Here is a 17889-nt window from a genome sequence, read left to right on the forward strand (position 1 = left end):
CGACCACGCTGTGGTGGAAGCGGTGGGATGTGGCGAAGGTATGGCTCGACGGTTCCGGGACGCCGCAGGCGGGCTTCCGACCGCCATGCGACGATGCAGGTGTGCCTTCGAAGCCTCAGGAACCGGCCGGGACGGGCCCGAGGCGGGTCACGTGCCCCATCTTCCGGCCGGGACGCGCCTCGCCCTTGCCGTAGAGGTGCAGATGGGCGCCGGGCTCGGCCAGCAGGGCGTGCCAATCGTCGGCCTGGGCGCCGATGAGGTTGCGCATCTCCACCGGCAGGCCGCCGACCCGGCCCGGATCGCCCAGCGGCCAGCCGCAGACGGCCCGCACGTGCTGGGCGAATTGCGAGGTCAGCGCCCCCTCGCTGGTCCAGTGGCCGGAATTGTGGACCCGGGGCGCGATCTCGTTGACCACGAGCCGCTCCGCCCCGTCCTCGCGGACGAGGAACATCTCGACGGCGAGGACGCCGACATAGTCGAGGGCGTCAGCGATCCGACGGGCGATCTCGAGGGCGATGCGGCCCGTCTCCGGGGCCACGCCCGGGGCCGGCACCCGCGTCAGCGCGAGGATGTGATCGCGGTGCTCGTTCTCGCACAGGTCGTAGGCCGCGAAGCTGCCGTCGCGCCCGCGGGCGCCCACCACGGAGACCTCGCGCTCGAACGGCACGAAGCCCTCCAGGATCAGCGGCGCGCCGCCGAACTCGGCGAACAGGGCGTTGCGGTCGCCCTCGGCCCGCTCGCGGAGCATGCGCTGCCCCTTGCCGTCGTAGCCGAAGCGGCGGGTCTTGAGCACCGCCGGCAGGCCGATCACCTCGATCGCCCGGTCGAGATCGTCGGGCGTGTCCACCGCCCGGAACGGCGCCGTCGGGATGCCCAGCCCGTTGATGAATTCCTTCTCGGAGAGGCGGTCCTGCGTGGTCGAGAGCGCCCGCGCGTTCGGGTGCAGGGCGGCGTGCCGGGCCAGGATGTCGGCGGTGGCGTGCGGGATGTTCTCGAACTCGTAGGTCACGACATCGACGCTGCGCGCGAAGGCGGCCAGCGCCTCGGCATCGTCGTAGGCCGCGCAGGTGGTCCGGGCCGCCACGTCGAAGGCGGGGCTGTCCGCGTCGGGGGCGTAGACGTGCGCCTTGAGGCCGTAATCGGCCGCCGCCAGCGCGATCATGCGCCCGAGTTGGCCTCCACCGACGATGCCGAGGGTGGAGCCGGGGCCGAGGATCTTGTCCGTCACGCGTTCTCTTCCGTCACCGGCCGTTCGGCCACCGAGGCGCTCTGGGCCGCGCGCCACGCCTCCAGGCGCTCCGCCAGATCCGGATCGGCGAGCGCCAGGACGGCGGCGGCGAGCAGGGCCGCGTTGATGGCCCCGGCCCGGCCGATCGCCAGGGTCCCCACCGGGATGCCCGCCGGCATCTGGACGATCGAGAGGAGGCTGTCCTGGCCGGACAGGGCCTTGGATTCCACCGGGACGCCGAAGACCGGCAGGCGGGTCATCGCGGCCGCCATGCCGGGCAGGTGCGCGGCGCCGCCCGCCCCCGCGATCACGACCTTGAGGCCGGCCGCGACCGCGCCTTTGGCGAAGGCCACGAGCCGGTCCGGCGTGCGGTGGGCCGACACGATGCGCGCATCGTAGGGTACGCCGAGGGCATCGAGCGTCTCGGCGGCATGCCGCATGGTCGCCCAGTCGGACTGGCTGCCCATGATGATCGCGACCGGAGGCGACGCCATCGTTGATCCCGGAAAAAGAGGGCGCTTACAGGCGGTGCGGGCCCGCGGCAAGGCGCGGCCCGAAGACGTCCACCGGCATCAGGCGATGATGTCCGGCGTGAGCGCGTCCTCGATGTGGAAGATGCGGTCACGCAGGGTGAGCTTGCGCTTCTTCAGACGCTGGATCTGGAGCTGGTCGCCAGCCACGCTGCGCTCCAGCGCCTCGATGGCACCGTCGAGATCCCGGTGCTCCTCGCGCAGCCGCGCCAGTTCGCCCAGGAGGTCCGACTGCGCACTCTCACCCGCCTCGTCCGCCATCGTCACCTGAGGACCCGAAGACCGTTCATGGCCCGAGAGCATGCGTCACGCTCCGGCGCCGGACAAGACGGCGCGGTAAGCAATCATCAGACTTAGCAGCAGAAAACGCTTCGACAGGTCCGGCATCTTGTGCCAATCTCGGTGTGTCGAAACGATGACAGGAGATTCGGCTCATGTCGCTGCAGACGCATCTGAACCAACTCGCCCGGAAGCACGAAGCCCTCGAGCGTGAGATTCAGGAAGCGATCCACAGGCCTTCGGCGAACGACCTTCACATCGCCGAGATGAAGCGACGGAAACTCCTTCTCAAGGACGAGATCAACAGGCTGCAGGCGAACGGCAATACGCTGCACTGAGCCCCTGATCCATCCGCACGGATAGCAGAAACGGCACGACTGCTGCCGCCGCATCGGGAGACCGGTGCGGCGGTTTTGCGTTCTGCGACCGCCCGTTTGGAGAAACGGCCGCCTGGGGATCGCCGATCCGGGCGGGCGTCGTGCTCTCGCGGATGTGACCCCGGAGCCTTGGCGACGGGGCGCCTGCCGCGCCCGCACGCCCGGGGATCGAAACAGACGACCCGCGACCTCCCGGCAGATGCATTTCCCGCCGGGCACGCCGAGGCGCCCGGCTTCGAAGCCGCCGATCCGGGATGCATCCGGCGAACGCGTCACGGAGCACCCCGATCGCGCGAGCGAAGGCGCGTGGGGGTTCCGGCGACCCACAACCGGCCTCGCACCCGCGGAAGAATGCGCTACTCTGGGCCCCGCCGCCGGAGAGCGGCCCGCGAGGAAACGCCGAACCGATGACGAGAGCCAGCCTGCCGGGCCGCTACCCGGACATCTACGACTCGGCCCGCCGCGACCCGGAGGCGTTCTGGCTCGGCGCGGCGCAGGCGCTCGACTGGGCGGACGTCCCGCAGCGGGCCTTCGCGCCGGATTCCGGCCCCTACGGCCGCTGGTTTCCGGACGGCACCCTGAACGCCTGCCACAATGCCGTGGACCGTCACGCCGACGGAGCGCGGGCGGATCAGGTGGCGATCCGCTACGATTCGCCCGTCACCGGGACCAAGCGCAGCATCACCTACCGCGCGTTGCGCGACGAGGTGGCGGTACTGGCCGCCGTCCTCGCCGGCCTCGGCGTCGGCAAGGGCGACCGGGTGATCCTCTACATGCCGATGGTGCCCGAGGCCCTGTTCGGCATGCTGGCCTGCGCACGGCTCGGCGCGGTGCATTCGGTCGTGTTCGGCGGCTTCGCGGCCAACGAGCTGGCGGTGCGGATCGAGGACGCGGCGCCGAAGGTGGTGCTCGCCGCCTCCTGCGGGATCGAGCCGAACCGCGTGGTCGCCTACAAGCCGCTCCTCGACGCGGCGATCGCGGCCTCGCGCCACAAGCCGGAAGCCTGCCTGATCCTGCAGCGCCCGCAGGCCGCCGCGACGCTCATGCCGGAGCGGGACCGCGACTGGGCCGAGACCGTGGCGGCCGCCCGTGCGGCGGGGCAGCGGGCGGCCTGCGTGCCGGTCGCCGCCACCGACCCGCTCTACATCCTCTACACCTCCGGGACGACCGGGAAGCCCAAGGGCGTGGTCCGCGATACCGGCGGCTACCTCGTCGCCCTCGCGTGGTCGATGCCGAACCTCTACGGCGTCCAGCCCGGCGAGACCTATTTCTGCGCCTCCGACATCGGCTGGGTCGTCGGGCACTCCTACATCGTCTACGCGCCGCTCCTGCACGGCTGCACCACGGTCCTGTACGAGGGCAAGCCGGTGGGCACGCCGGATGCCGGCGCATTCTGGCGGGTCGTCGCCGAGTACGGGGTCGTGTGCCTGTTCACCGCGCCGACGGCGCTGCGGGCCATCAAGAAGGAGGATTCCGCCGGCGCCCGGATCGCCGATTACGACCTCTCCGCCTTCCGCAGCCTGTTCCTCGCGGGCGAGCGCGCCGATCCCGATTCGGTCGCCTGGGCCGAGCGGGTGCTGAACCGGCCGGTGATCGACCATTGGTGGCAGACCGAGACCGGCTGGCCGATCGCCGGCAACCCGATGGGTCTCGGCCTCCTGCCGGTGAAGCACGGCAGCACCTGCGTGCCGATGCTGGGCTACCGGGTCGAGGTGCTGGACGAGGGCGGCAAACCGGTCCCGGCCGGGACCATGGGCACCATCGCGATCCGCCTGCCCCTGCCCCCTGGCTGCCTGCCGACGCTCTGGGGCTCGGACGCGCGCATGCGGTCGAGCTACCTTTCCACGTTCCCGGGCTACTACGACACCTCGGATGCCGGGGTGATCGACGCGGACGGCTACATCACGGTGCTGGGACGCACCGACGACATCATCAACGTCGCCGGGCACCGCCTGTCCACCGGCGGCATGGAGGCAGTGCTGGCGGGCCATCCGGACGTGGCCGAGTGCGCGGTCATCGGCATCCGGGACGCCCTGAAGGGCGAAGTCCCCTGCGGCTTCGTGGTGCTCAAGGCCGGCGTCGACCGGCCGACCGAGACGATCGAGCGGGAACTCGTGGCCAAGGTGCGCGACGAGATCGGCCCCGTGGCGGCGTTCAAGCTGGCCCTCACCGTGCCGCGGCTGCCCAAGACCCGGTCGGGCAAGATCCTGCGGGCCACCATGAAGCGCATCGCCGACCACGAGCCCTGGACGATGCCGGCGACGATCGACGACGCCGCGGCCCTCGACGAGATCGACGAGAGCCTGAAGGGGCGGGGAATCGGCGCCGATTGAGGCGCCGGACGGTCCCGTGATCGGGACAGGCGCCGAGTCCAGGCGGTTCTCCCCGCGCGGTGCCGGGACACCGCGCGGCCCAACCGCGTCCTGCGGATAGAGCCGGAGCGGCGGTGAGGGTGATGATGCAGGAGGCAGCCGCCCTGACCCGCCGTCGCCCCTCTGCGGCCGCCGCGCTCAGCGCGCCTGCGTGATCCGCAGATCTCCGCCCGGCGCCACTGCCCCGGGAACGCGAGTGCGGCCTCCCCCACGCTCAGGGGAGAGGCGACGGGTGGGGGCGGGGCAGATGGCACCGCACCGCTCGAGCCTGCGCCATCCCGCACGGAATCTGCGACCCTGGCACGCTCTGGGACGCCACCACTCCCCGGGAAGAACGCGCGCGGGCTGCCGGGCAGGTTCCCGGGCCGCATGACCGGCGTGCGCGGCGCCGCCGCCGGTCTCGATACGCCAACGCCCATTGCGCTTCGGATGCCCATCACCATCTTTAGACCATCCAACGGGATGGCCTGGAGATGTTTCGACGATGACCGACACCGCGCGCGACCTCCGTCCGAAGGTGCCGGATAGCGAGAAGATCACGGTCAATCTCGGCTTCGTCGATCTCGGGCGCGTCGACCTGATGGTCCGCGACGGCTTCTACGCCAACCGGGCCGACTTCATCCGCACGGCCGTGCGCAATCAACTGGACCGGCAGGAGGAGGCGGTCCGGCAGTCGGTGGCGCGGCGCAAGCTCCGGCTGGGGCTCTCGCACTTCTCCCGCGCGGACCTGGAAGCGGCCCGGGATGCCGGCTCGCCCCTGCACATCCAGGTCCTGGGCCTCGCCACGATCGCCGCCGACGTCACCCCCGAACTGGCGCGGGCCGCGATCGCGTCCGTGGAGGTCCTGGGTGCCTTCCAGGCCAGCGCCGCCGTCAAGGCGGCACTGGCCGACCGGACCACCTGACCGTCCGCGCCCCGGTCGCGCGGAATCTCCACCCGAACCACGCCGTATGAGGATCCTCCCCATGTTCCGTTTCCCCAAGATTGACCCGTCGAAGCTCGACCTTTCGGCGTTCGGAATGCCGCAATTCGACCCGCACGCCTTCGGATCCGCGACGGCGAAGGGCAGGGGAACGGGGACAGGAACCGGGCGAGGAACCGGGGCAGCGGACCGGACCGCCCGGATGCAGGACGCGATGGCGCGGTTCCGCCGCGGCCAGGAGGTCGCCGTCGCGCAATGGACCGAGGCACGACGCGGCATGGCAGACCGGCCCGGCACCGCCGGTCATGCCGAGCAGACCCTCGACATGGAGGCGCCGACGGCGGCCGGCGGTGCCTGGACGGCGCCGGATCAAGGCGGCGGTTCGCGACCAGGGACGGCCCCGGACCTGTCCGCGATGTTGCGCGCCCTGCGCGAGCGGCTGCCGAATGCCGGCCCGTCAGCCCGCCGCCCTGCCGCCGAAGTCCCGCCCGGCGCGCGGTTCGAGGATCGCGTTTTCACGGAGGCCGCCGGCAGCCGGGGCTACAAGGTCTACGTCCCGAGCGGCTACCGGGGTCAGGCCCTGCCCGTCATCGTGATGCTGCACGGCTGCACCCAGAACCCCGACGATTTCGCGGCCGGCACGCGGATGAACGCCCTGGCCGAGGAGCAGACGTTCCTGGTCGCCTATCCGGAACAGCCCCCGTCGGCCAACCTGCAGCGCTGCTGGAACTGGTACGCGGCGGGCGACCAAGTCCGCGAGGGCGGCGAGCCGGCGCTGATCGCCGGCATCGCCCGGTCGGTCGTGGCGGAGTTCTCGGCCGATCCCGGCCGGGTCTACGCGGCCGGGCTCTCGGCCGGCGGCGCCGCGGCGGCGATCCTGGCGGCGACCTATCCGGACCTGTTCGCGGCCGTGGGCATCCATTCCGGGCTGGCCTGCGGGGCGGCCCGGGACATGCCCACCGCCTTCGCGGCCATGCAGGGGCAAGGGTCGGCACCGGGGCCGAATCGGCAGGCGGTCCCAACCATCGTGTTCCACGGCGACGGCGACCGAACCGTGCATCCCGTCAATGGCGATCGGGTCGCGGCGCAGGCCGTGCCGGCCCCGGGCCTGGACGAGACGGTCAGCCGGGGCATGAGCCCCGGGGGCATGGCCTATACCCGGACGGTCCGCAGCGACGCGACCGGCCGGCCGGTGCTGGAGCAGTGGGTTCTGCACGGGGCCGGGCACGCCTGGTCGGGCGGAAGCCCCGACGGATCCTACACCGATCCGCGCGGGCCCGATGCCAGCGGCGAGATGGTCCGGTTCTTCCTGGCGCAGGAAGGAGCGTCCGCGGACCGTGCCTGATCGTGACTGACCGCGGCGAGCGACGGCGCGGCCGGTCCGCCGCGCCGTCACCGTCGGGCGCTCAGGAGGGTGTCAATCGGCGTCCGAATCGTCGGCGTCATCCTCCAGGCCGGCGGGGGCCGATCGGTCCAGCGCCGGCGCGTAGGCGTCCTGCGTCGCATTCGTCGACACCGATGCCGGCACGCTCCGCGCGTTCGGGTCGGTCGGGATCAGGGTCGCGCTGGCCGCGACGAGGCCGGCCATCGAGCGGACGTCCTGGGGCTGGCGCGGATCGCGGGAGATCAGCGTGGCCTCCCGCTGCAGACGGAGATTGCAGGCCTGCGAGGGCAGCCCGCCATTCGGCGTGCAGGCATCGTGGCGGGCGCAGGCGGCGTCGAGGGCATCGATCGGCGGCAGCGGGGCGTTGTTGCCCGGACCGCAATAATTGCCGTGAACGAGCATCTTGGGTCCGCCGAAGGCGGCCGGCTGGGCATATGACGGCGCCGCGAGGGCGGCGCAGCCGGCGGCCAGAAGGAGCGAGGCGGCAAGTTTCGTGATCATCATTCAGGACCTCGGGCGATCTCGCCCCCTCAGGCGGTTCGCGTCGTGGCGACAGCGTCAGAAACGGTCAGCCGCATCGGCGAGTTCCCGAACCCCCAGCCGCAGGGCTGACCTGCCGCAGCGCGCTGGCCGGCGCGGCCGTCCTGCGCCAGATTGACCGGACGCATCCGGAGCCACCCATGACTGCACGCCTGTTCGAACCGCTGGTTCTCGACGCGCTCACGCTCGAGAACCGCATCCTGATCGCCCCGATGTGCCAGTATTCGGCCCGGGACGGCGAGGCCACCGACTGGCACATGATGCATCTGGGCCAGCTCGCCATGTCGGGGGCGGGCCTGCTCACCCTGGAGGCGACCGCGGTCTCGCCGGAGGCCCGGATCACCGCCTGGGACCTCGGCCTGTACAACGACGGCTGCGAGCGGGCGCTCGGCCGCGTGCTCGACGCGGTGCGCGAATACGCGCCGATCCCGATCTGCATCCAGATCGCCCATGCCGGCCGCAAGGCATCGAGTGCGGCGCCCTGGGCCGGCGGCCAGCAGATCCCGCCGGAGCATCCCTATGGCTGGCGCACCGAGGCGCCCTCGGCGGTGGCGCACGGGGAGGACGAGGTCCCACCCCATGCCCTCGACGCCGCCGACCTGAAGCGCGTCCGCGACGAGTTCGTTGCGACCGCCAAGCGGGCGGTCCGGCTCGGCATCGAGGCCGTGGAGTTGCACGGCGCCCACGGCTACCTGCTGCACCAGTTCCTGTCGCCGATCGCCAACAAGCGCACGGACGCCTACGGCGGCAGCCTCGAGAACCGCATGCGCTTCCCCCTCGAGGTCTACGACGCGGTGCGCGACGTCGTCCCGGCGGGCAGCCCGGTCTGGCTGCGCGTCTCGGCCACCGACTGGGTCGAGGACGGCTGGGACCTCGACGAGACCGTGGCGCTGGCCCAGGCGCTGAAGCGCGCGGGCTCGCCGGCGCTCCACGTCTCGACGGGCGGCGTCTCGCCGAAACAGGCGATCAAGCTCGGGCCGGGCTACCAAGTGCCCTATGCCGAGCGGATCAAGGCCGAGACCGGGCTCACCACCATCGCGGTGGGGCTGATCACGGAAGCCCGGCAGGCGGAGACGATCCTGCAGGAGGACAGGGCGGACGCGATCTCGCTGGCCCGCGCCATGCTGTACGATCCGCGCTGGCCCTGGCACGCGGCCGCCGAACTCGGAGCCCGCGTGCGGGCGCCCAAGCAGTACTGGCGCTCGCAGCCGCGGGAGTTCAAGGACCTGTTCAAGGATACGGCCTTCGGGCAGCGCTGAGGATACCCTCAGCGCGGCAACGCCCCCACCAGCGGTCCGAGCGGGCGGCTGATGTCGGCGCGGCCGAGATTCGGCGCGTAGAGGCTCGAGACCGAGCCGTCGAGGAACAGGGCGTTGCGGCAGCCGAGATCGTCCCGGAACAGCCGCGCGAAGGCCCCGAAGGTTACCGGGCGCTCGGAGATGGCGAAGATCGCGACGTGCCCGTCGCCGGGCACGCCGACGCCGTTGCGGATCTTCTGGCTCGGCCCGTCGGCGGCGATCTTAGGGTGGATCTGGCCGTCGATCACCAGCATCGGTCCAGACTGCGTGGCGAAATCCGGGCGCATCTTCGCGCGGAGATAGCGGGCGGTGTCGACCACTCCGGCGCGCTCGCCCTTCACCCAGAAGATCCCGTTGGGCTTGAGGTGGAAATTGCCCGGCCCGTCCGCCGTGGAGGCGCGCTTCAGCTCGTGGCCGTCTTCGATGTAGAGGCCCACCGGCGCCTGGTCCTTGTCGTACATGCCGGCATTCATCGCGAAGGCGAGACGGCCGCCCTGCTTCTCGGCGAGGGTGCCGAGGGCGCCGTAGGGCTTTCCGTCGGCCGAGAGCCAGAACAGCCGCAGCCGCTGCCGCCGCAGGTCGATGGTGCAGACCGTGAAGGTCTCGCCCTGCGCCTCCACCGGCCGGCACGGTTCCGCCGCCGCCGGGGTCGCCGCCCGGGCCGGGGCCGCGAGGGCGAGCAGCGCGATCAACAGGGCGTGAGCCGGTCGCAACATCATCATTCGTTCCATGCAGCTCGGGGACGGCGAGTCGGGGACGGCGAAGCTAGATCGGCGCGCGTCTCGCTCTGGAAAGCGGCGATTTTCGTGTCTCGGCCCGACCGGGACGCGTCAGGGGATCTCGCGTGGATCTCGCGGCTCCGCGCCGCGGGGCGGGGCTGGACCGTTTTGCCGATTCGCACGTTCTTAGCCGCAGAGGGCATTTTTTCCACGGAGATGACGTGATGAAGGGTGCAGTGCTCGGATCGGCCCTGCTGGCGGCGGGTGCCCTGGTTCTGGCGCCGGCCAGCGCGGACGCGCGCGGCTTCGGCGGCGGCGGCTTCCATGGCGGCGGCTTCGGAGGCGGGTTCCACGGCGGCGGATTCCACGGCGGCGGCTTCGGCGGCGGCGGCTTCCGTGGCGGCGGGTTCGGGGGATTCCGCAACGGCGGCTTCGGCGGCGGCTTCCGCGGCGCCGGCTTCCGTCCGGGCGGCTTCGGCTACGGCCGCGGCTTCTACGGTCGGGGATACGGCTGGCGGGGCGGCTACGGCTATCGCGGCGGCTACGGCTACGGCCTCGGCGGCCTGGGTCTCGGCGTCGGGCTCGGCCTCGCGGCCGGCAGCCTCTACGGCGGCTATGGCTACGGCTATCCGGGCTACGGCTACGGCGGCTACTACGCGCCGGCCGCCTACGATTACGGCTACGGCGGCGGCTGCTACACCGTCCCGCGGGTGCGCTGGACCCCCTACGGCTACCGCCGGGTCCTGGTCGAACGCTGCTACTGAGCGTCATCGACAGCGAAAAGAATGGGACAGGCCGCCTCCGGGCGGCCTTTTCCTTGCGTGGCCCGCCGCATCGTTGGACAGCTCAGCCTGGGACGCCGATACTGGTATCCGGCGGCGGGAGACGGTGATGAGTTCAGCAACCGGGCAGGGGCGCGCGGCCGTGGAGGTGGTCGAGATCCGCGACGCCAGCCTCACCGCCTTCTATCGTTCGATGACCCCGCCGGAGCGGCACACCTTCTGGGCCTGCGCGGCCGGCTGGTGCCTCGACGGCATGGACTTCATGATCTACCCGCTGGTGATCGGGACGATCATGGCCCTGTGGCACGTGGATGCCGGCACGGCCGGTCTCGCCGCCACGGTGACGCTGCTGGCCTCGGCGCTGGGCGGCTGGCTCGCGGGCTTCATCGCCGACCGGATCGGCCGGGTTCTGACCCTGCAGATCACCATCCTGTGGTTCTCCTTCTTCTCCCTGCTCTGCGCCTTCGTGCAGAATTTCGAGCAGCTCCTCGTGGCCCGGGCGATCCTGGGCCTCGGCTTCGGCGGCGAGTGGGCGGCCGGCGCCGTGCTGATCGGCGAGACCATCCGGGCCGAGTATCGCGGCCGGGCGGTCGGCTCCGTCCAGTCCGGCTGGGCCATCGGCTGGGGGCTCGCGGTCCTGTCGCAGGCGGTGACCTTCTCGCTGCTGCCCCCCGAGATCGCGTGGCGCTGGATGTTCGCGGTGGGCGCCCTGCCGGCCCTGCTGATCTTCTACCTGCGCCGCTACGTCCAGGAGCCGCAGGTCGCCGCCGAGACCCGCGCCCGGGCCATCGCCACCGGCGACCGGCCGAAGATCTGGGAGATTTTCTCCGGGCCGATCCTCAAGACCACCCTGCTCGCCTCGCTGGCGGCGGCGGGCTGCCAGGGCGGTTATTACGCGATCACCACCTGGGTTCCGCGCTTCCTCACCACCGAGCGCGGCCTGTCGGTGGTGTCCTCCACCGGCTACCTCGCGGCGCTGATCATCGGCTCGTTCACCGGCTACCTGGTCGGCGCTTGGCTCGCCGACCGGCTCGGGCGGCGGCCGCTGTTCCTGATCTTCTCGCTGGGCGCCATCGCGGTGATCGTCGCCTACACGCAGATCCCGCTCTCCAACAGCGTGCTCTGGGTGCTGGGCTTCCCCCTCGGGTTCTTCGCCTCCGGCTACTTCTCCGGCATGGGCGCCTTCCTGACCGAGCTCTACCCGACCCGCCTGCGCGGCTCGGGGCAGGGCTTCTGCTACAATTTCGGCCGGGGCGTCGGCGCGCTGTTCCCGGCGCTGGTCGGCTTCCTCGCCGAGCGCGCCGGCCTCGCCTCGGCCATCGCGATCTTCGCGGCCATCGCCTACGGGATCTTCTTCCTGGCGGCCTTCGCGCTGCCCGAGACCCGCGGCCGGGTCCTGCACGCGGATACCTGACCATGCCGGAGATCCGAGACTGCCCCGCCCCGGATCCGCATCCGGGCGGGCCCACCCGCTACCGGGTGCCCGCCGGCGCGGTCGACACCCACGCCCACGTGATCGGCCTGCCGCCGGCCTATCCGCTGGTAGCCGACCGCAGCTACACGCCCCCGGCCGCCCCGGCGGACCGGTATCTCGCGATGCTCGACGCCACCGGCATGGCCAACGGCGTGCTGGTCCAGGTCAGCGTCCACGGCACCGACAACCGGCTGATGGTGGAGACGCTCCGGGCCAACCGGGAGCGTCTGCGCGGCATCGCGGTGATCCCGCTCGGCCTGCCCGACGGGGAACTCGCCGCCCTCATGGAGGCCGGAGTGGTCGGCCTGCGGCTCAACGTTCTGTTCGGCGGCGGGGTCGGGCTGGATCAGGTCGAGTCCTACGGGGCGCTCGCCCGCGAGATGGGCTGGCACCTCCAGTTCCTGCTCGATGCCCGTGAACTGCCGCCCATCGCGGGCCGCCTGTCGCGGCTGCCGGTGCCGCTGGTCTTCGACCATATGGGCCATATGCCGACCTCGGCCGGCGTGGACCATCCGGGCTTCCGGGCGCTGCTCGGCCTCGTCGCCGACGGCAACTGGGTGAAGCTGTCGGGCGCCTTCCGGGATTCCGTGACCGGTCCGCCCTACGCCGACACGATCCCGTTCGCCCGCGCCCTCAACGACGCCGCCCCCGAGCGCTGTCTCTGGGGCTCGGACTGGCCGCACGTGGCCGCCTGGGACGGGCCGCCCCGGACCGCGACGCTCCTCGACCTGATGGCCGACTGGGTGCCGGACGCGGATCGGCGCCGGATGGTCTTCGCCGACAACCCGCGCCGGCTCTACGGATTCGGTTAGGGCAGGGGTTCAACGCCGGCCGAAGACCATGCCGTCTGCGCGCGCGGAATTCGTTCGCGCTGCCGGCGAGGCGGGGGACCCGGTCAAACCCGCAGGTCGACGCTCAGTCCCTGTCCGGGGGGCGCCGGGGGACTGGCGTTCGCCGCGCTCTGGGCGCTGTCCGCGACGAGCCCGGCGACCGCCTTGTCGGCCGCGAGCTGCTGCTTGGCGACGGCGATGCCGATCTGCTGGTTCTGGGACGAGCCCAGCATCTGAACGGCGGTGGCGGCCAGGGTATCCATGGCCCTGTTCTAATCCTCCCGCCTGAATCCCGCGTTACGCAGATCCGGGGCTTTCGAGCGAATCCGGATCAATCGCCCCGGACGGCACCGCGGGCGGCCTGCCGTCAGAAGCTCGGCGGCGTGCAGGCGCTCACCACCTCGCAGGGGTTGGGCCCGACGCAGCGGAACCGGTGCGGGCGGCGGCTGTCGAAGCTGTAGGCGTCGCCGGGGCCGAGGATCCGGCGCTCGGCGTCCACCGTCACCTCCAGGCGGCCGGAGAGCACGATGCCACCCTCCTCGCCCTCGTGGGAGAGCGGCACCCGGCCGGTATCGGCCCCGGGCTCGTAGCGCTCCTTGAGGATCTGGAGCTTGCGCCCGAACAGGCTGTCGCCGACCTGGCGGTACGAGATCGCCCCCTTGGCGGCCCGGCGGCCGATCTCGGTCAGCTCCTCGGCGGCGAAGAACGCCTTGCGCTCCGGCTCCGGCTCCAGGGCGAAGAACTCGGCCATGCCGATCGGCACGCCGTCGAGGATCCGTTTGAGCGCGCCCACCGACGGGTTCACCCGGTTCGCCTCGATCAGCGAGATCGCCGAGTTGGTCACGCCGGCGCGCTTGGCGAGCGTCCGCTGCGACAGGCCGTGGTGGGCGCGCACGAAGCGCAGGCGCGCGCCGACATCGATGCTCATCCGGCTCAGGCCCGTTTCAGGTGTTGCGGATCCCGCAACGGTGCCACCCGCGGCCCCATTCCTGCAAGGGGTTGGCGGCGACCAGAAAAGGACTTGTTGCCCGATCGGCGAAGGTGTCCCCTGGTCCCGCCGCCCGATCCGCGCCGCCCGCCCCGGAGAACCGCCCCATGACCGACCATCCGCTCCGCAACACGCCCGCGATGGACGCCTTCTGGATGCCGTTCACGGCCAACCGCCAGTTCAAGGCGGCGCCACGCCTGCTCGTGTCGGCCGAGGGCATGCACTACACCGCCGATGACGGCCGTTCGGTCCTCGACGGCACCGCGGGCCTCTGGTGCGTCAATGCCGGCCACGGGCGCCGGGGCATCGCGGCGGCCGTGGAGCGCCAGCTCGCGACCCTCGACTTCGCCCCGACCTTCCAGATGGGCCACCCGATCGCGTTCGAATTCGCCGAACGCCTCGCCGAGATCGCCCCGGGCGGCCCCGACAAGCGCCTCGACCGGGTGTTCTTCACCAATTCCGGCTCGGAATCGGTCGACACGGCCCTCAAGATCGCGCTGGCCTACCAGCGGGCGATCGGGCAGGGGACCCGCACCCGGCTGATCGGCCGCGAGCGCGGCTATCACGGCGTCGGCTTCGGCGGGCTCTCGGTCGGCGGCATCGTGTCGAACCGCCGGGTCTTCCCGCAGCTCAACGGCACCGACCACCTGCGCCACACCCACGACCCGGCCCGCAACGCCTTCGTGAAGGGCCAGCCCGAGCACGGGGCGGAACTCGCCGAGGATCTGGAGCGGCTGGTGGCCCTCCACGGGGCCGAGACCATCGCGGCCTGCATCGTCGAGCCGGTGGCGGGCTCCACGGGGGTGCTGATCCCGCCGAAGGGCTACCTGGAGCGCCTGCGCGAGATCTGCACGAAGCACGGCATCCTGCTGATCTTCGACGAGGTCATTTCCGGATTTGGCCGCCTCGGCGCGCCGTTCGCGACCGACTTCTTCGGCGTCGTCCCGGACCTCGTGACCAGCGCCAAGGGCCTGACCAACGGCACGGTGCCGATGGGCGCGGTCTTCGCGAGCCGGGCGGTCCATGACGGGCTGATGCACGGCCCGGACGGGATCGAGCTGTTCCACGGCTACACCTATTCCGGGCATCCGGTCGCCTGCGCGGCCGGCATCGCCACGCTGGATATCTACCGGGACGAGGGGCTACTGACCCGCGTCGCCGACATCGCCGACGACTGGGCCGCGGCGATGCACGATCTGCGCGGACGCAAGAACGTCATCGACATCCGCACCATCGGGCTGATCGCCGGCATCGAGCTGGCACCGCGGCCGGACGCGCCCGGCAAGCGCGCCTACGAGGTGTTCGTCGACTGCTTCGAGCGCGGCCTGCTCACCCGGGTGACCGGCGACATCATCGCACTGTCGCCGCCGCTGATCATCGAGCGCGGCCAGATCGGCGAGATCGTGGACGTCCTGGGCGCGGCGATCGACCGGGCCGCCTGAGAGCGCTATCCGCCTTTGCGAGCGCAGCGAAGCAATCCAGGGTCGCGCCACGCTTAAGGATGTCGCGCTGCCCTGGGTCGCGTCGCTGCGCACGCGGTGACGGAGAGGGGTGACGCGATCCCGCAACCCTTGCGGTCCGCACAGGCGCCCCCGGCGCGCGGTGGGGTTGTCGCGACACTGCCGACGCCCATCTGCCCCGGACCCGGATTTGAGGCGGGCATGAGGGTTTCTATGTCGAACACCGCCCTGATCGTCGGCGCCAGCGGCATCGTCGGCAGCGCCACCGCGGCGCTGCTCCATCAGGAGGGCTGGCAGGTTGCCGGCCTCGCCCGTCATCCGGTGCGGCAGGACGGCGTCGCGCCGGTGGCCGGCGACCTGCAGGATCCGGCCTCCCTGGCGCGGGCGCTCGCCGACATCGCCCCGTCCCACGTGTTCCTGGCGACCTGGCAGCGGCGTCCCACCGAGGCGGAGATGATCCGCATCAACCGGGCCATGATCGAGAACCTGCTCGAGGCCCTGCGCCCGAAGGGCAGCGTCCGCCACGTCGCCCTGGTGACGGGGCTGAAGCACTATCTCGGCCCGTTCGAGGCCTACGGCAAAGGCCGCCTGCCGCAGACGCCGTTCCGCGAGGACCAGGGCCGGCTCGATATCGAGAACTTCTATTACGCCCAGGAGGACGCGGTCTTCGCGGCCGCCGCGCGCGACGGCTTCACCTGGAGCGTCCACCGCCCGCACACGATCATCGGCAAGGCGGTGGGCAACGCCATGAACATGGGCACGACGCTCGCCTGCTACGCCACCCTGTGCCGGGAGCTGGGGCGGCCGTTCGTGTTCCCGGGCTCGGCCGTACAGTGGAACGGGCTCACCGACATGACCGACGCGCGGTTGCTCGCCCGCCAGCTGCTCTGGGCCTCCACGGAGCCGAAGGCGGCGAACGAAGCCTTCAACGTCGTCAACGGCGACGTCTTCCGCTGGAGCTGGATGTGGGGCCGGATCGCCGACTGGTTCGGGATCGAGGCGGTGCCCTTCGACGGCACGCACCGGCCGCTCGAGCCCCGGATGGCGCAGGACGGGCCGGCCTGGGCGGAGATCGCCGCGCGGCATGGGCTCGCCGAGCCGAACCTCGAGAAGCTGGCCTCCCCCTGGCACACGGATGCCGATCTCGGCCGGCCGATTGAGGTCGTCACCGACATGAGCAAGAGCCGGCGCCTCGGCTTCACGGCCTACCAGCCCACGGACGACGCGTTCTTCGACCTGTTCGGCCGGCTCCGGGCGGACCGGCTGATCCCCTGAGCCGGGGCTGTCCGGTCAGCGCGCGTCGCGCTGCGAAGAAAGCACGCGCACCAAGCCCTCTCCCCTGCGGGGGGAGGGAACCCGCCCCCGACCCCGGCCTGCCGACCTCAGGCGGCCTTGCGCTCGGTCCCGCACCACTCGGCCACGAACAGCGCCATGGCGGTGGTGCAGCGTTGCACGGAGGCCAAGCTCACCCGCTCGTCGAAGCCGTGGATGTTCTGGGCGGTCGGGCCGTAGCAGAGCGCCGGGACCCGGTCGTAGAGGGCGTGCACGCGGGTATCGAGGTAGGAGGGCGACGTGAAGCTCTGCAGCGGCGAACCGATCGCCCGCGCGTGGGCGCGGCCGAGCACAGCCTCGGCCTCGGAGCCCGCCTCCAGCACGTAGCCCTCGACGAAGAAGCCGTTGAAGACCACGCGCGGCGGATTGTTGGCCAGGAACGGGTCGCTACGGGCGAAGCGCGACACCGCCGCCTCGATCTCGGCGGCGGCCTGGGCGGCGGTCACGCCCGGATAGAGCGCGATGCGGCAGTGAATCCGGCACCAGGCCGGGACCGAGGAGGCCCAGTCGCCGCCCTCGATCTTGCCGATATTGAGATTGATCGGGTGGTCCTCGTTCTCGAAATGTGGGTGCGCGCTCGTCTCGGCGTTCCAGCGGGCCTCGACCTCCCGGAGCGCGCCGATCACCCGGTAGGTGGCGTCGATGGCGTTGGCGCCCGCCCCCATCTCGCGGACGTGGACCGGCACGCCCCGGACCTCCACGGCGAACCAGAGCACGCCGGTATTGGCGCGCACGAGCTTCTCGTCCTCGGGCTCGGGGATCAGCACGGCGTCGGCCCGGTAGCCGCGCAGATGGGTCATCAGCGCGCCGTTGCCGGTCGATTCCTCCTCGACCACCGACTGCACCGTCACGGAGGCCGCCGGCTGCAGGCCGAGGCGGGCCAGGGCGTCGAGGGCGAACAGGTTCGCGGCGTGTCCCGCCTTCATGTCGCCGGCCCCGCGGCCGTATAGCCAGTCGCCCTCGACTACCGGGTCGAAGGGCCGATGGGTCCAGAGATCGAGCGGGCCGGTCGGCACCACGTCGACATGCGCCTGCAGGATCAGCGAGCGCCCGGTCTCGGTGTTCGGGCGGTGGTGGCAGACGACGATCGGCGCGTCCGAATGGAGGGCGTCATCGATCTTGGAGCCCCCCGGATGCGCCGCGATGGCGGGGCGGTCCATGGCGAAGCGCTCGGTCGCGTAGCCCCGGGCGCGGAATTGCGCGAAGACGTAATCCTGGCAGGCATGCTCCGCGCCCCGCAGGGAGGCGAACCGGACCAGAGCCTGCGTGTGGGCGACCTGATCGGCAAAGCCCTCCGCCACGGACGCTTCGATCTCGGCGGCGAGGGTGGGGTCGAGGGCCATGGGAACTCCGAACCGTCTGTGGCCGAAGGAG

General features: G+C 71.7%; 18 protein-coding genes. 10 read left to right on the forward strand and 8 right to left on the reverse strand.

Translation table 11 applies throughout. From position 1 onward, the window contains the following. Positions 1 to 115 precede the first annotated feature (115 nt). The 3 genes from ABIC70_RS23440 to ABIC70_RS23450 form a co-directional block, all read right to left on the reverse strand. Complete coding sequence (locus tag ABIC70_RS23440) at positions 116 to 1228, reverse strand: 5-(carboxyamino)imidazole ribonucleotide synthase (RefSeq protein WP_043383440.1); 1113 nt, start codon at positions 1226 to 1228, stop codon at positions 116 to 118. After that, entirely contained in the window at positions 1225 to 1722 is a 498-nt protein-coding gene (gene purE / locus ABIC70_RS23445; RefSeq protein ID WP_043383443.1) for a 5-(carboxyamino)imidazole ribonucleotide mutase, read from the reverse strand. The genes ABIC70_RS23440 and purE overlap by 4 nt, the downstream gene beginning before the upstream one ends. Positions 1723 to 1800: 78 nt before the next feature. Further along, positions 1801 to 2061, reverse strand: coding sequence for a YdcH family protein (locus ABIC70_RS23450; protein ID WP_078947082.1), 261 nt, complete (start codon positions 2059 to 2061; stop codon positions 1801 to 1803). Between the two features lie 131 nt (positions 2062 to 2192). On the opposite strand from ABIC70_RS23450, the gene ABIC70_RS23455 reads away from it, so the two are divergent. The 4 genes from ABIC70_RS23455 to ABIC70_RS23470 all read left to right on the forward strand — a co-directional run bounded on the left by ABIC70_RS23455 (position 2193) and on the right by ABIC70_RS23470 (position 7053). Continuing rightward, a complete protein-coding gene (locus ABIC70_RS23455) occupies positions 2193 to 2375 on the forward strand; it encodes a YdcH family protein (protein ID WP_043347966.1) in 183 nt (60 codons plus the stop codon). 446 nt (positions 2376 to 2821) lie between these two features. Beyond that, positions 2822 to 4747 (forward strand): propionyl-CoA synthetase, encoded by a 1926-nt coding sequence (locus ABIC70_RS23460; RefSeq protein ID WP_354441370.1) that lies wholly within the window; start codon positions 2822 to 2824, stop codon positions 4745 to 4747. Between the two features lie 523 nt (positions 4748 to 5270). Continuing rightward, a complete protein-coding gene (locus ABIC70_RS23465; RefSeq protein WP_279899963.1) occupies positions 5271 to 5690 on the forward strand; it encodes a ribbon-helix-helix domain-containing protein in 420 nt (139 codons plus the stop codon). Positions 5691 to 5910: 220 nt separating this feature from the next. After that, positions 5911 to 7053: an extracellular catalytic domain type 1 short-chain-length polyhydroxyalkanoate depolymerase gene (locus tag ABIC70_RS23470; protein ID WP_502916038.1), complete on the forward strand. Its 1143-nt coding sequence runs from the start codon at positions 5911 to 5913 to the stop codon at positions 7051 to 7053. A 72-nt stretch (positions 7054 to 7125) separates the two neighbouring features. Here ABIC70_RS23470 and ABIC70_RS23475 read toward each other — a convergent pair whose 3' ends face one another. Then, positions 7126 to 7596 carry a phospholipase A2 family protein gene (locus ABIC70_RS23475; RefSeq protein WP_051044695.1) on the reverse strand — a complete coding sequence of 157 codons (471 nt, stop codon included), beginning with the start codon at positions 7594 to 7596 and terminating at the stop codon, positions 7126 to 7128. 176 nt (positions 7597 to 7772) lie between these two features. Here ABIC70_RS23475 and ABIC70_RS23480 point away from each other — a divergent pair, with 176 nt between their 5' ends. Next, positions 7773 to 8891 carry an NADH:flavin oxidoreductase/NADH oxidase gene (locus tag ABIC70_RS23480; protein WP_354441374.1) on the forward strand — a complete coding sequence of 373 codons (1119 nt, stop codon included), beginning with the start codon at positions 7773 to 7775 and terminating at the stop codon, positions 8889 to 8891. An 8-nt stretch (positions 8892 to 8899) separates the two neighbouring features. Here ABIC70_RS23480 and ABIC70_RS23485 read toward each other — a convergent pair whose 3' ends face one another. Continuing rightward, on the reverse strand, positions 8900 to 9652 hold the full coding sequence (locus tag ABIC70_RS23485) for a phosphodiester glycosidase family protein (RefSeq protein WP_502916039.1): 753 nt from the start codon (positions 9650 to 9652) through the stop codon (positions 8900 to 8902). 221 nt (positions 9653 to 9873) lie between these two features. Here ABIC70_RS23485 and ABIC70_RS23490 point away from each other — a divergent pair, with 221 nt between their 5' ends. The 3 genes from ABIC70_RS23490 to ABIC70_RS23500 all read left to right on the forward strand — a co-directional run bounded on the left by ABIC70_RS23490 (position 9874) and on the right by ABIC70_RS23500 (position 12717). After that, positions 9874 to 10413, forward strand: coding sequence for a hypothetical protein (locus tag ABIC70_RS23490; RefSeq protein WP_043383456.1), 540 nt, complete (start codon positions 9874 to 9876; stop codon positions 10411 to 10413). A 127-nt stretch (positions 10414 to 10540) separates the two neighbouring features. After that, complete coding sequence (locus tag ABIC70_RS23495) at positions 10541 to 11845, forward strand: MFS transporter (protein ID WP_043383458.1); 1305 nt, start codon at positions 10541 to 10543, stop codon at positions 11843 to 11845. 2 nt (positions 11846 to 11847) lie between these two features. Next, the gene (locus tag ABIC70_RS23500) at positions 11848 to 12717 is read left to right on the forward strand and encodes an amidohydrolase family protein (protein ID WP_354441378.1); all 870 of its coding nucleotides are present in this window, start codon (positions 11848 to 11850) and stop codon (positions 12715 to 12717) included. 83 nt (positions 12718 to 12800) lie between these two features. Here ABIC70_RS23500 and ABIC70_RS23505 read toward each other — a convergent pair whose 3' ends face one another. Together ABIC70_RS23505 and ABIC70_RS23510 are read right to left on the reverse strand one after the other, a co-directional pair. Continuing rightward, positions 12801 to 12998: a hypothetical protein gene (locus ABIC70_RS23505; RefSeq protein ID WP_075379816.1), complete on the reverse strand. Its 198-nt coding sequence runs from the start codon at positions 12996 to 12998 to the stop codon at positions 12801 to 12803. Positions 12999 to 13102: 104 nt separating this feature from the next. Next, the gene (locus ABIC70_RS23510; protein WP_354441380.1) at positions 13103 to 13663 is read right to left on the reverse strand and encodes a cupin domain-containing protein; all 561 of its coding nucleotides are present in this window, start codon (positions 13661 to 13663) and stop codon (positions 13103 to 13105) included. A 167-nt stretch (positions 13664 to 13830) separates the two neighbouring features. Here ABIC70_RS23510 and aptA point away from each other — a divergent pair, with 167 nt between their 5' ends. Then, positions 13831 to 15165 carry an omega-aminotransferase AptA gene (gene aptA, locus ABIC70_RS23515; protein ID WP_278306724.1) on the forward strand — a complete coding sequence of 445 codons (1335 nt, stop codon included), beginning with the start codon at positions 13831 to 13833 and terminating at the stop codon, positions 15163 to 15165. 231 nt (positions 15166 to 15396) lie between these two features. Further along, a complete protein-coding gene (locus ABIC70_RS23520; RefSeq protein ID WP_043383463.1) occupies positions 15397 to 16458 on the forward strand; it encodes an SDR family oxidoreductase in 1062 nt (353 codons plus the stop codon). A 107-nt stretch (positions 16459 to 16565) separates the two neighbouring features. Here ABIC70_RS23520 and ABIC70_RS23525 read toward each other — a convergent pair whose 3' ends face one another. Next, complete coding sequence (locus tag ABIC70_RS23525; protein WP_043347915.1) at positions 16566 to 17858, reverse strand: ArgE/DapE family deacylase; 1293 nt, start codon at positions 17856 to 17858, stop codon at positions 16566 to 16568. Positions 17859 to 17889: the final 31 nt, after the last annotated feature.

The organism is Methylobacterium sp. 1973, assembly GCF_040545035.1.
In the GTDB taxonomy this organism is placed as follows: domain Bacteria; phylum Pseudomonadota; class Alphaproteobacteria; order Rhizobiales; family Beijerinckiaceae; genus Methylobacterium; species Methylobacterium fujisawaense.